The sequence below is a fragment of the Comamonas sp. B21-038 genome (assembly GCF_022387135.1).
Taxonomy (GTDB): Bacteria; Pseudomonadota; Gammaproteobacteria; order Burkholderiales; family Burkholderiaceae_C; genus Comamonas; species Comamonas sediminis.
This window is the reverse complement of the sequence record NZ_CP092462.1, coordinates 1,774,603-1,788,081: the sequence shown is the minus strand read 5'-3', so window position 1 is coordinate 1,788,081 and position 13,479 is coordinate 1,774,603. Positions and strand designations below refer to the sequence as shown.

The following is a 13,479-nucleotide window of genomic DNA, read 5'->3' as shown; positions in this document are numbered from 1 at the left end:
GTGCATGAGCTTGATCCCCAAAAAGGGCACGGTCTACGTAGTCGATGACGATGAAGCGGTTCGCGACTCGCTTCAATGGTTGCTGGAGGGCAAGGATTACCGTGTGCGCTGCTTTGATTCCGCCGAATCCTTTTTGGCACGCTACGACGCCCGCGAAGTGGCATGCCTGATCGTCGATATCCGCATGGGCGGCATGAGCGGCCTGGAACTGCAGGATCGTCTGATCGAAAACAAGTCGCCCCTGCCCATCGTCTTCATCACCGGCCATGGCGATGTGCCCATGGCGGTCGATACGATGAAAAAGGGTGCGATGGATTTCATCCAGAAGCCTTTTGACGAAGCCCAGTTGGACACCTTGGTGGAGCGCATGCTCGACCAGGCACGCGATGCCTTCGCAGGCCACCAGCAGGCCGCCAGCCGCGATGCGCTGCTGGCCAAGCTCACCGGACGCGAATCGCAAGTGCTCGAACGCATTGTCGCCGGCCGCCTCAACAAACAGATCGCCGACGACCTGGGCATCAGCATCAAGACCGTGGAAGCGCACCGCGCCAACATCATGGAAAAGCTGGGCGCCAATACCGTCGCTGATCTGCTCAAGATTGCCCTGGGCTCGAATGCAGCGGCCAAGGCAACGTGATAAATTAGCGGTCTTAGCGCCCTAAGGACGACGTTCCAACAACGCTGCTCAAAGCGCAATGCGCCGGTACCGGTTTCGGTACGGCGCATTTTTCAATTCCGCGCGCCATGCTGGGGGCTCGCCCGGCTTCTGGACCACGCGCAACCCTTTTTGGATGACCACATGACTGCTCAATTGATCGATGGCAAGGCCCTTTCCCAGCAACTGCGTGCCGATGTCAAGACGCGCGCCGACCAGCTCAAGGCCCGGGGCATCGTGCCGGGGCTGGCCGTCATCCTGGTGGGTGACAACCAGGCCAGCCAGGTGTACGTGCGCAACAAGGTCAAGTCCTGCGAAGAGTGCGGCTTCCACTCGGTGCTGGAGAAGTACGACGCCAACATGACCGAAGCCGAGTTGCTGGCCCGGGTCGAAGCGCTCAACAACGATCCGAGCATCCACGGCATCCTGGTGCAGTTGCCGCTGCCCAAGCACATCGACGACCACAAGGTCATCGAAGCCATCTCACCCAAGAAGGATGTGGACGGCTTCCATGTGGCCAGCGCCGGCGCGCTGATGGTGGGTGAAGTGGGCTTCAAGGCCTGCACGCCTTACGGCTGCATGAAGATGCTCGAATCGATCGGCATGAAGGACCTGCGCGGCAAGCATGCCGTGGTCATCGGCCGCTCCAACATCGTCGGCAAGCCCATGGCCATGATGCTGCTGGCCGCCAATGCCACCGTCACCATCACCCACAGCGGCACGGCCGATCTGGCCGCGATGACCCGCCAGGCCGACATCATCGTGGCTGCCGTGGGCAAGCTCAATGTGCTGACCGCCGACATGGTCAAGCCCGGCGCCGTGGTGATCGATGTGGGCATGAACCGCAATGCAGAAGGCAAGCTCTGCGGCGATGTGGATTTTGACGGCGTCAAGGAAGTGGCAGGCTACATCACCCCCGTGCCCGGCGGTGTCGGCCCGATGACGATCACGATGCTGATGGTCAATACGCTGGAGTCGGCCGAGCGCGCCTGATCTCCACAAAATCACCTCGATTCCGCGCCGATTTATCGCGCCGGTAAAACTATGAAAACGATAGCTGTTGGCATCCGCCTTGCCGGTGCCAGCGGCTTTTTTTTGTGCTTAAATGACAGGCAAGACCCAAGTGCCATCATGCCTTGCAAGCCTGTGCCAACATGGCATTGATTGCGGCGCGCGAGGCCCCATATACAGCACCATGACCAATCCATTGCTCGACTTCAGCGGCCTGCCCCGCTTTGACCAGGTCCAACCTGAACACATTGCCCCCGCCATCGACCAGCTTCTGGCCGACAGTGAAGCGGCCCTCAAGACAGTAACGGCGCCAGAGTTCCCGGCGCAATGGAACGAGATTGCCAAAGTGCTCGATGTCAGCACCGAGAAGCTGGGCCGCGCCTGGGGCATGGTCGGTCACCTCAATTCTGTTGCAGACACTCCCGAGCTGCGCGCTGCCTACAACGCCGAGATGCCCAAGGTCACGGCGTTTTGGACCCAGCTGGGTGCGGACGAAGCGCTGTATGCCAAGTACAAGGCCATCGACCCGGCAAGCTTGAACAGCGAGCAGAAGCAGGCCTGGGACAACGCAATGCGCAACTTTGTGCTCGGTGGTGCCGAGCTGCAAGGCCAGGCCCGCGAGACCTATGCCCAACTGCAAGAGAAAAGCGCTATCGCCTGCCAGAAGTACAGCGAAAACGCGATGGATGCGACCGACCAGTTTGCCTACTATGCCGAACTGGACGAGTTGGCCGGCGTGCCCCAAGACGTCATCCAGGCCGCACGCGCCGCAGCCGAGGCCGAAGGCAAGCCCGGCTACAAGCTGACCTTGAAGATCCCCAGCTACCTGCCGGTGATGCAGTTTGCCAAGAGCAGCGCGTTGCGCGAGAAGCTCTACCGCGCCTACACCACGCGGGCCAGTGAGTTTGGCGATGCCAAGCTCGACAATACGCCGCTGATGGTCGAGATTCTGAAGATGCGCGAGCAGGAAGCGCATCTGCTGGGCTACCCCAGTTTTGGCGAACTCTCGGTAGCGCCCAAGATGGCCCAGTCGTCAGTGCAGGTGATGGAGTTTTTGCAGGAGCTGGCGAGCAAGGCCAAGCCCTATGGCCAAAAGGATGTGCAAGACTTGCGCGACTATGCCCGCACCGAACTGGGCCTGGACAACCCCCAGGCCTGGGACTGGGGCTACATCGGCGAACACCTGAAAGAGGCACGCTACGCTTTCAGCGAGCAGGAACTCAAGCAGTACTTCCCTGCGCCCAAGGTGCTGGCCGGTCTGTTCCGCATTGTCGAGACCTTGTTCGGCGTGCAGATCAAGGGGGACCTGGCGCCTGTCTGGAACCAGGACGTGGCCTTCTACCGCATCGAGCGCGATGGCGAGCTGGTCGGCCAGTTCTACCTCGATCCGCCTGCCCGCAATGGCAAGCGTGGCGGCGCCTGGATGGACGATGTGCGCACCCGCTGGCTGCGCCCGGACAATGGCGAGCTGCAGACCCCCATTGCACACTTGGTCTGCAATTTCGCAGCCGGCGTGGACGGCAAGCCGCCGCTGCTGACCCATGACGACGTGATCACCCTCTTCCACGAAACCGGCCATGGCCTGCACCACATGCTCACGCAGGTCAATGAGCGCGATGTCTCCGGCATCGGTGGTGTGGAATGGGATGCCGTCGAGCTGCCCAGCCAGTTCATGGAGAACTTCTGCTGGGAGTGGGAAGTGCTGCGCCATATGACGGCCCATGTCGACACCGGCGAGCCGCTGCCGCGCGCGCTCTACGACAAGATGATTGCCGCCAAGAACTTCCAGTCCGGCATGCAGACCCTGCGGCAGATCGAGTTCTCGTTGTTCGACATGCGCATCCACACCGAGCTGTCAGGCGATGGCATCAACGCAGAGGCGATCTACCGCGTGATGCGCGACGTCCGCAGCCAGGTGGCTGTGCTCGATCAACCGGAGTTCAACCGCATGCCCAACACCTTCACCCATATTTTTGCGGGTGGCTATGCAGCGGGCTACTACAGCTACAAGTGGGCCGAGGTGCTGTCGGCCGATGCCTTTGCCAGCTTTGAAGAAGCAGCGCAAAAGCGCGGCAGCAGTGATGTGGTGGACCGCGAGGTGGGCCAGCGCTACCTGCATGCCATCCTGGAAGCCGGTGGCAGCCGTCCGGCGATGGAGTCGTTCAAGGCCTTCCGTGGCCGAGAGCCCCAGCTGGACGCGCTGCTGCGCCACCAGGGCATGGCGGAACCCCTGACCGCATGAGCCTCCCGGCTTGCAGCGCCGCCCCCTGGGGCCCTGCAAGCCGCTGATGGCGCTGGCGTTGCGAAGGCATAATGGAGCCACAACAGCTATAGAGAGGGAAACGCATGAGGACAATGGCTTTGGGCAGCATCCTGGTGGGCACCGCACTGGCCTGTGCCACTGGCTGGGCCAGCGCGCAAACGGTGTACCGGATCGTGGGGCCCGATGGCAGGGTGACCTTTTCAGACCGCGCGCCGACATCCGATACGCCGAGCCAATCGGTCTCGACCGGTGCGGTCACCGAGCCGACCGGTACCCGGCTCAGTGACTTGCCGCTCGAGGTCAAGCAAGCGGCTACCAAGTACCCCCTGACCTTCTACACCAGCAAGGACTGCGGCGCCTGTGACACGGCCCGCCGCTATCTGCTGACGCGGGGTGTGCCTTTCATGGAGAAGACGGTCACCTCCAACGAAGAAATCCAGGCGCTGCGCAAGCTCAACCCCGATGGCACGATCCCCTTTGCAACGTTGGGTGCGCAACACCTGAGTGGCTTCAACGAAAACGACTGGAGCGCCTATCTGGATGCCGCCGGCTACCCTGCCCAGTCCAAGCTGCCGTCCAGCTACCGCCCGGCCCCGGCCCAGCCGCTGATCCCCAAGGTCATTGCACCTGCTGCGCCGGCTGCCGCGCAGCCTGCAGCGCCAGGCTCACCGGCCTCGGGCAACCAGAATGTCGAACCGGAACGTGTCACGCCCAGCAATCCGACCGGGATTGTTTTCTAAGCCTGCGCACTGAACAACAATGGCCCGACCAGGCGTTGCCTGCGTCGGGCCATTTTGTCAGGTTTGACTGGTTGATTTAGAACTCGAGCGTCTCTACGCCTTGCTCGGTCCCCAGCAGGCAAACTGCCGCCTTCTGGTGCGCAAACACGCCAACCGTGACCACGCCGGGCCACTGGTTCACTTCCGATTCAAAAGCGGCAGGATCGGCAATCGCCAGACCGGTGACATCGAGGATGTGCTGGCCGTTGTCGGTTGCCAGGGGCTGGCCGTCCTTGAGGCGCAACCTGGCCTGGCCACCCTTGGCTGCGAAGCGGCGGGCAATCTGGGTGGCAGCCATGGGAATGACTTCGACCGGCAGCGGAAACGCACCCAAGGTTTGTACCTGCTTGGACGCATCAGCGATGCAGATGAAGCGGTCGGCCAGCGCAGCGACGATCTTCTCGCGCGTCAACGCAGCGCCGCCGCCCTTGACCATGAACCCCTGGTGGTCGATCTCATCGGCGCCATCGATATAGACTGCGAGGCGCTCGACCTCGTTGGCGTCCAACACCTTGATGCCCAGCGCCTGCAGGCGCTCGGTGCTGGCCACCGAGCTGGAAACGGCGCCAGGAATCTGGTCCTTGATGGAGGCCAGCGCATCGATGAACTTGTTCACGGTGGAGCCGGTGCCCACGCCTACGATTTCTCCGGCAACCACATATTGCAGGGCTGCGCGGCCAACCTCGGCCTTTAATTCGTCTTGTGTCATGGTAGTGCGATCAGATCAGCGAAAATACAGATAACGCCTTGATTATCCCATCCCATGTCCCTGATCCCCTATTCCCTCTCCCGCGCCGTTCTGTTCGGCATGCAGCCCGAAGCGGCCCACGACTTCACGATGGACATGCTGGCCAAGGGCCAGAACACGCCACTGGCCTGCGCCTGGCGCCAAAGCCGGGTCAATGACCCCATTAGCTTGGCGGGTCTGCAGTTTCCCAACCGGGTGGGCATGGCGGCCGGTTTGGACAAGAATGCGCGCGCCATCGACGGCCTGGGTGCCATGGGTTTTGGCTTTGTCGAGGTGGGCACGGTCACGCCGCTGGCGCAGCCGGGCAACCCCAAGCCCCGCATGTTCCGCATTCCGGAGCGCGATGCGCTGATCAACCGCCTGGGCTTCAACAACGAAGGTCTGGCAGCCTTTGTGGCCAATGTGAAAAAGGCGCAGTTCCGCAAGCAGGCATCGCCGCTGCTGCTGGGCCTGAACATTGGCAAAAATGCGGCCACCCCGATTGAAAACGCCACCAGCGACTACCTGGCTTGCCTCGATGGCGTCTACCCCCATGCCGACTACATCACGGTCAACATCAGCTCGCCCAATACCAAGAACCTGCGCGCCTTGCAAAGCGATGAGGCGCTGGATGCACTGCTGAGCGCGCTGGTGCAGCGCCGCGAGCAGCTGGCGCGCGAGCATGGCCAGCACAAGCCCGTGTTCTTGAAGATCGCTCCCGATCTGACCGAAGAACAGATCAGCGTGATTGCCAACAGCCTCAAGACCCATGGCATGGATGGCGTGATCGCCACCAACACCACCATCAGCCGCGATGCGGTGCAAGGCCTGCAGCATGCGGAAGAAACCGGTGGCCTCTCCGGCCGCCCTGTGTTCGAGGCCAGCAATGCCGTGGTTCGCCAGCTGCGTGCAGCCCTGGGCCCCCAGTTCCCGATCATTGGCGTGGGCGGCATCCTGAGCGGTGCCGATGCGGTCGAGAAAATCAAGGCCGGCGCCGATGTGGTGCAGATCTACACGGGCCTGATCTACCGCGGCCCCGGGCTGGTCACCGAGATTGCCCAGGCGCTGAAAGCTCAAGGCGGTCGCCGCTGATTCAGCCACCGGAACCAGCACCAGGCCAGCATGCGCTGGCCTTTTTTGTGCCCGCCTGCTTCGCTGGTGCGTCCAGGCGCGTCGTTCAGGCCGCAGTTTTCAAGCTCGCAAGTCCCAGCTTGGCCAGCAGCTTTGCGTCGCAGTCGGCCTCCGGGTTGCCGGTCACCAGCAACTTGTCACCATAGAAGATGGAATTGGCGCCGGCCATGAAGCACAGCGTCTGCACCGCCTCGCCCAGCTGCTGGCGGCCGGCAGACAGGCGTATGCGGGCCTTGGGCATGGCGATGCGGGCGACTGCGATCACGCGCACAAAATCCAGCGGGTCCACCGGCTCACTGTCGGCCAGCGGCGTGCCAGGCACGCGCACCAGGCTGTTGATGGGCACCGACTCCGGATAGGGCTGCATGTTGGCCAGTTGGGCCAGCAAGGCTGTGCGGTCGACTGGCGTCTCCCCCATGCCGACGATACCGCCACAGCAGACCCGGATACCTGCGGCCCGGACATGGGCCAGCGTATAGAGCCGCTCCTGGTACTGGCGCGTGCTGACGACATCGCGGTAATAAGCGGGGCCGGTATCCAGGTTGTGGTTGTAGTAGTCAAGACCTGCATCGCTCAGCGCCTGCGCCTGGTGGGGCGCCAACATGCCCAGGGTCGCGCAGCTTTCCAGCCCCAGGGCCTTGACGGCCGCAATCATCTCGCTGACCTGCGCGATATCGCGGTCCTTGGGTGAACGCCAGGCTGCCCCCATGCAAAAGCGGCTAGCCCCTGCATCCTTGGCGGCTTGGGCAGCGCGGATCACCTCTGCAACATCCATCAGCTTATCGGCCTTGACTCCGGTGTCGTGGGCCGCCGACTGCGGGCAATAACCGCAGTTCTCCGGGCACCCGCCCGTCTTGACGGAAAGCAAGGTTGCCAGCTCGATATCACCCGCTGGCCAGTGCGCATGGTGCACCGTCTGCGCGTGGAACATCAAGGCCATAAAAGGCATATCGAACAGGGCTTGCACCTGGGCTACCGGCCAGGGCTCTGCGGCCGACGTCCGATCGGTCACTGCTACTTTGGGATGCCAATGCAGCGCCGATGTGCTCGCATCGGGGCTATGTGGGCTGGACATGAAGCTCTCCTCAATCGCTACCCGGTGCGGGATGCCCGGGTATGGCACTTATTGTGTCCAATACCGAAGACTGGCCAGCCCGTGCAGAGCGGCCTCTGAAAGCGCCGTTTGGCAGCTTTGCAGCGCCGTTAATTTAGAGCGCTGTTGCAGGCAGATTGCAGGCAAGAAGAAGCGGCATTGCTGCAACTTGGTGCATTGCATCGTCAACGACCGTCTTTGGGAGCGCTTTAGATCGCCAAACAACACGCGCCAGGCATGCAATTAACGGCAAATAAGTGGTTGGCAAGGGGTGGAGCCCCGCAGCAAGGCCGGTCCCGTGCGTTTGCAGACCATCCAGCCCAATACCCCTGGCACTATTTGGGAGTTTATTGACGCCGGCGCCCCAGATTTGCCCTTGCAGCGCTGGGGGTCTTTGCAGATGCCGGGCATAAAAAAGCCGCAACGGCGTGCGGCTGTGGTGGAGGTTGGCATGGCGCTCAACCGCCAGCGCTCCCCGGCGCATCCGGCAGTTCTTCAAAAAACACCAGTTGGTTGCCAAAGGGATCGGCGATGCGCATCTCCAGCATGCCCCAGGGCATGCGCTCCAGCCCGGGCTTGGCATAGCGGTAGTTCTTGGCCAGCAGACTTTGCTGGAAGGCCTCCAGTTGCGGCCAGGCAATACGCACCGTACTGCCGGGGCAGGCATCGCCATGGTGCTCGCTCACATGCAGCACACAGGCCAGGCCCGCAGCGCTGCGCAGGCTGAGCTGCTCGTAGAGCGGAAAGTCATCACCAAAGCGGTGTGTCCAGTCCTGAACAAAACCCAGAAACCCTTGGTAGAACTCTGCAGCCCGTTGCGCGTCGAAGCTGCGCAACACCGGGATCACACAAGGCTGAAAGGTTGTGGCATCGGCCATCGCTGCGATCCCTTCAACCCAGCGCGGCAATCACATCGGCCGGCGCTTGCACCAGCTCGATCAGCACGCCCTCGCCTGCGATGGGGAACTCGTCATTGCTCTTGGGATGCAGAAAACAGATGTCATGGCCTGCAGCACCTGGGCGAATGCCGCCCGGCGCAAAACGCACGCCCTGGGCCGTCAGCCATTCGACGGCCTTGGGCAGGTCGTCTATCCACAAACCAATGTGGTTGAGCGGCGTGGCATGCACGGCAGGCTTTTTGTCGATATCCAGCGGCTGCATGATATCCACCTCGACCGCGAAGGCGCCCTTGCCCATCGCCAGGATGTCTTCATCGACGTTCTCCCGCTCGCTGCGGAAGCTGCCCGTTTGTGACAGTCCGAGCATGTCCACCCACAGTGTTTTCATGCGCTCTTTGTCAGTGCCTCCTATGGCCACTTGCTGAATTCCCAAAACTTTGAACGGACGCTGTACCGGCATGCTGAGTGGCTCCTTGTAGGTGGTGTGAGGCTTGCGCCGCAGACGCCATTGTGCCAAGGCCGGGCGCTGCTGGCGGTAGAGTGCGCGACCCGAAGCGCCGTCAGCCGCCATCATCGGCAGGATGAACGGTGGGGCGCCGATTACACATTGCTTCTAAATCAGTGACCGCAAAGCGTACAGTGTTTACCCTAAATAACTACAATTAAAAGGACTCATTTATCGAATAGCGTATTACTATATTTGGATAGCTTGAGGCACTCACCTGCGACGCTGCCCGGCCTTGTTCCCACCATGTTATTTGCTGACCTTCCCCGCTCCCACCTTCGACCGCCTGCCCTGTACGCAGCCGGGCTGGCCAGCACTCGCCGCGAACCGGGGGGACCATGCCCCGTCTAAGTCCTCCTGCCCCGGGCATCGATTCGGTAGGAACGCCGCCTGCGGCGCGCTTTAGCGGGCCCTTACGCAAACGCAGCCTGCTGCTGAGCATCTGGCCGTTTGTGGCGCTGGCCATCGTGCAAACCGTGCTGGCGATTTCCAGCCTGCATATTCTGGGAGCCATGCGGGCCTTCAGCTCCGGGGAAAGCCAGTGGAGCAAAGGCCAGAAGGACGCCACCTATGCACTGGCGCGCTATGCGGTCAGCGGTGACGCTGCCGCGTATGAGCAGTTCCACCAGGGCCTGCATATACCGATGAGCGATATGCAGGCGCGCCTGATGCTGGAGGATCGCGGCTACGCTGCCAGACCCCAGGCATCGCTGCTGCTGCTGCAAGGCCACAATGAGCCCGAGGAGATCAATGCCCTGATCTGGCTGACGGTGTATTTCAAACACACCGAGTCCATCGGCCAGCTGCTCGCCCGCTGGCGGGACAGCGACGAGCCCCTGCAGGAATTGCAGAACCTGGCGGGGGACATCTATGCCTGCCTGCAGCTGGCACCGCCCACACCGGCGCAAAAGCAAAGCTGGCTGGCCCAGATCAACTCGCTGCAGATTCAACTTTCCGAGGCCGAGCGGGCCTTCAACAAGGTCCTGGGCGATACATCGCGTGCGCTCAATGCATGGCTGTGGTCGATCAATATCGGCATCGCGGTGGCGATGCTGAGCTTGCTGATGGGGCACACCTGGCGCTTGCAGCGCAAGACCGCCCGCGCTGAAGACGCGCTGGATCTGGTCAGCGAGCGCGCATCGACGACGTTGGCAGCCATTGGTGAGGCGGTCATCACCACCGACGCGGCAGGCCATGTCATGTACATGAACCGGGCAGCAGAAGAGCTGCTGGGCATGTCACTGGAGCAACTGGTCACCTGTGAACTGGTGCAGCACATGCATGCACCCCCGTTGGTCACCGACAGGGACAAACCCGGTGTCGCCCCGCTGGTGCAGACCGCGATATCGGAGACCTTGCGGGGCCATGAGTACCCACGGGATACGATTTTCCGCCTCTACGACGCGCAGTTCCACCTGCGCGAAGTCAGGCTGGCATTCACGCCGATCGGTGACCATACCGGCACCACCGAGGCGGTATGGGTGCTGCACGATGTCAGCCAGGAACAAAGCTACATCCGCGAACTGGCCTGGCAGGCGACCCACGACCAGTTGACCGGCCTGATCAACCGCTACGAATTCGAGCGCCTGCTCGGTGTGCTGCTCGCCAGGAACCAGCAGTCCGACCTGCCCTCCGCAGGCAACGCGATCATGTACCTGGATCTGGACCAGTTCAAGGTCATCAACGACACTGCAGGCCACATTGCCGGCGATGCGATGCTGCGCGCGATCAGCGTGATGCTGCAGCGCTGCCTGCGCACTGGCGATGTGCTGGCGCGCGTGGGCGGCGATGAATTTGCCATTCTGCTGACCGAATGTGCATTCGGCGAAGCACAGCGGATTGCCGAACAGATCCGGGATGCCGCGCAGAATGTGCGCATACAGTGGGGTGAGCGCAGCCTGAGCGCCGGCATCAGCATCGGCCTGGTCAAGCTGGCTGCGCCGCTGGCCACCGTTGAAGAAGTGCTGCGGGTGGCAGACATGGCCAGCTATGGCGCCAAGCAGCGTGGCCGCAATACCGTCTATGCCTACGACCCTGGCGTCGATCAGGAGATTGCCCGCTATGTGGGCGAGATGGAATGGGTCGAACGGATCAAGGCCGCTTTGGAACGCGGGCATTTCTGCCTGTATGCCCAGACGATCGGCGCGTTGAACACCACGGCCGACGACATCGCCGGCGGCGGCCTGCATATCGAGGTGCAGATACGGATGCGCTTGCCCGATGGCAATATCATCAGCCCTGTGTTGTTCATCCCTGCGGCAGAGCGCTACGGGCTGATGCCGATGGTGGACCGCTGGGTGGTCAAGCAATCGCTGCGCACGCTGGCCCACTTGCAAAAATCCGGCCAGGTGCCTGCCATCTCCTGCTGTGCGATCAATCTGTCGGGCACCTCCCTGGGTGATGAGCGGCTGCTGGGCTTCTTGCAGGAGCAGATCGCGCTGCATGCGGTCGACCCGGGGACGCTTTGCTTCGAGATCACCGAGACCGCTGCCATCACGCACCTGCCCAATGCCATCCGCCTGGTCAAGGCGCTCAAAGCGCTGGGCTGCCGCTTTTCGATGGATGATTTTGGTGCCGGCGTGTCCTCGTTCAGCTCTCTGAAGAATCTCCCGGTGGATTTTCTGAAGATCGACGGCGCCATTGTGGCCGATATGCTCAACGAGCCAGCGCACCGCGCGATGGTGGACGCCATCAACCACCTCGGCCACGCACTGGGAATGCGGACCATTGCAGAATTTGCCTCCACGCCCGAGATTGTCGAGACGCTGCGCAGCATGGGTATCGACTATGCGCAAGGCTATGCGGTGGGTCGGCCTCAGCCGTTTTCCCACCAGGCTGCTGAACCATTCCCGGTCTGAGCCCGGCCTGTCACCCGGCCTGTCTCATGGCCTAGCCGGCAAAGGGTCGCGTTGCGTGGCCACCATTGCCACCTCAGTTGGACGTTGCCCTTTCCGCTGGATGGGCATGGGCCATGTTTCAAGCAGTCACGGACGCAGCATTCTGCATCCCACCATCCAACGAATGATCAATCTTTTATACCAATCGTTCTGAGTTGATGCCCTTCTTGGCAAACAACCCATCGATTGCCAACAATCCTTAGCCTGGGAGCCAATGCTGACACATTTACCATTTTGCAATGTACATTAATATAATTAATCAATTACATAATTTTAATCGTGTCAGTCAATGTGAAAGGATGGTTGTCAGTGGCCGTGCGCAACTGCAGCGCGCTGTTGCTATGCAGCGCTGCCGTATGGGCCCAGGCAGCAGCACCTTTGGCCTATGTCGTCAACCGTGACGACAGCCTGGTGTCGGTGGTCGATGTCGCGCGCCAACGCACGATCCGGACGCTGCCTGCAGGCATGGCCATGCCACAGGAAATCGCCATCAGCCCGGATGGATGCCTCGCCTACCTGTCCAGCGTCTGGTCCGCCACCATTGCCGTGCTGGACCTGGGCAAACAGCAGCTGCTGGCCGGCATTCCGTTGAACAGCGTCGGCAACGCCGTGGTATTTAGCCCTTCCGGCGGCCTCGCCTATGTAGACACTCCGACTTCCAGCGGCGGCGCCATTGCCGTCATTGACACTGCCAACCACCAGATCATGCGAACCTTTGTCGTCAGCCCCCAGAACACGCGTGGCATGGCCATTCACCCCGATGGTTCACGTCTTTATGCACTTGAACAGCACCGCCCCCCGGATGCCGGAAAGGTTGCGGTAGTCGATCCTGTCAGCGGCACCGTTCTGGAACGCATCAGCGTGGGCATGGATGCGACCGACATCAAGGTGCACCCTGCGGGCGCTTATGCCTATGTCGTGAATGGAGAGTCTCGCCAGGCCCAGGGTAGCGTCACCGTGATCAATACCCGCACCCACACCGTTATTGCGACCATCAAGGTCGGCAAGCACCCCAGCCGCGTCGCCTTTCACCCCGCTGGCACACCCGCCTATGTCACCAACAGTGGCGATGGCACAGTGTCCGTCATCGACACGGCCCGCCATGCGGTGGCCGGGTCCATTCCTGTTGAGCAGGCGCCCCAGCATTTGGTCTTCCACCCGGATGGCAAGCATGCCTATGTCAGCCATCCGCAATCCGACACACTGTCCGTCATCGATACCATGACCCAGCAGCCGCGGGGCAGCGTGACGGTCGGCAGCGCACCCTGGGGTGTGGCCTTTGCCAGCGACGCGCGAATGGCAACCGGCAAAGCCGACGGCAGCGGCCTGGAGGCGGGCAGCGTCGTGGCCGCCAAACCCATTCCGATCAGCGGCGTCTGGGCGGGCCTGCTGCTGGTGGTTGCGGGCATCACGGCGCTTCACCGCCATGGCCAGAAATTCACCGGTTGACCGTGCCGGTCGGCGGGTGGCGCGCCGTCTTGGCGCCTGCACAAAAAACCAAGGCGCCAAACCTGTGCTT

At 62.0% G+C, this 13,479-nt stretch carries 11 protein-coding genes; 7 read left to right on the top strand and 4 right to left on the bottom strand.

Annotated features, from left to right (window positions below):
- Window positions 1–4 precede the first annotated feature (4 nt).
- From MJ205_RS08060 to MJ205_RS08045, 4 genes are all read left to right on the top strand, one after another.
- Entirely contained in the window at window positions 5–637 is a 633-nt protein-coding gene (locus tag MJ205_RS08060) for a response regulator transcription factor (protein ID WP_133856160.1), read from the top strand.
- Window positions 638–799: 162 nt separating this feature from the next.
- The gene (gene folD / locus MJ205_RS08055) at window positions 800–1,648 is read left to right on the top strand and encodes a bifunctional methylenetetrahydrofolate dehydrogenase/methenyltetrahydrofolate cyclohydrolase FolD (RefSeq protein ID WP_239811971.1); all 849 of its coding nucleotides are present in this window, start codon (window positions 800–802) and stop codon (window positions 1,646–1,648) included.
- A gap of 202 nt (window positions 1,649–1,850) precedes the next feature.
- On the top strand, window positions 1,851–3,908 hold the full coding sequence (locus MJ205_RS08050; protein WP_239811970.1) for a M3 family metallopeptidase: 2,058 nt from the start codon (window positions 1,851–1,853) through the stop codon (window positions 3,906–3,908).
- 104 nt (window positions 3,909–4,012) lie between these two features.
- A complete protein-coding gene (locus tag MJ205_RS08045; protein ID WP_239811969.1) occupies window positions 4,013–4,669 on the top strand; it encodes a glutathione S-transferase N-terminal domain-containing protein in 657 nt (218 codons plus the stop codon).
- Window positions 4,670–4,745: 76 nt separating this feature from the next.
- Here MJ205_RS08045 and rpiA read toward each other — a convergent pair whose 3' ends face one another.
- Complete coding sequence (rpiA, locus tag MJ205_RS08040) at window positions 4,746–5,417, bottom strand: ribose-5-phosphate isomerase RpiA (protein ID WP_239811968.1); 672 nt, start codon at window positions 5,415–5,417, stop codon at window positions 4,746–4,748.
- Between the two features lie 54 nt (window positions 5,418–5,471).
- On the opposite strand from rpiA, the gene MJ205_RS08035 reads away from it, so the two are divergent.
- Window positions 5,472–6,527 (top strand): quinone-dependent dihydroorotate dehydrogenase, encoded by a 1,056-nt coding sequence (locus MJ205_RS08035; protein WP_239811967.1) that lies wholly within the window; start codon window positions 5,472–5,474, stop codon window positions 6,525–6,527.
- 85 nt (window positions 6,528–6,612) lie between these two features.
- Here the strand turns inward: MJ205_RS08035 and bioB are convergent, their stop codons facing one another.
- The 3 genes from bioB to MJ205_RS08020 all read right to left on the bottom strand — a co-directional run bounded on the left by bioB (window position 6,613) and on the right by MJ205_RS08020 (window position 9,018).
- On the bottom strand, window positions 6,613–7,641 hold the full coding sequence (bioB, locus tag MJ205_RS08030; protein WP_239811966.1) for a biotin synthase BioB: 1,029 nt from the start codon (window positions 7,639–7,641) through the stop codon (window positions 6,613–6,615).
- A 476-nt stretch (window positions 7,642–8,117) separates the two neighbouring features.
- Complete coding sequence (locus MJ205_RS08025) at window positions 8,118–8,537, bottom strand: glyoxalase superfamily protein (protein WP_239811965.1); 420 nt, start codon at window positions 8,535–8,537, stop codon at window positions 8,118–8,120.
- A gap of 13 nt (window positions 8,538–8,550) precedes the next feature.
- Window positions 8,551–9,018 carry a VOC family protein gene (locus tag MJ205_RS08020; RefSeq protein ID WP_239811964.1) on the bottom strand — a complete coding sequence of 156 codons (468 nt, stop codon included), beginning with the start codon at window positions 9,016–9,018 and terminating at the stop codon, window positions 8,551–8,553.
- 383 nt (window positions 9,019–9,401) lie between these two features.
- Between MJ205_RS08020 and MJ205_RS08015 the strand changes: the two genes are divergently transcribed.
- Both MJ205_RS08015 and MJ205_RS08010 read left to right on the top strand, forming a co-directional pair.
- Entirely contained in the window at window positions 9,402–11,921 is a 2,520-nt protein-coding gene (locus tag MJ205_RS08015) for a putative bifunctional diguanylate cyclase/phosphodiesterase (RefSeq protein WP_239811963.1), read from the top strand.
- 348 nt (window positions 11,922–12,269) lie between these two features.
- Window positions 12,270–13,409, top strand: a complete 1,140-nt coding sequence (locus tag MJ205_RS08010) for a YncE family protein (protein ID WP_239811962.1) — start codon at window positions 12,270–12,272, stop codon at window positions 13,407–13,409.
- The last annotated feature ends 70 nt before the right edge of the window (window positions 13,410–13,479 follow it).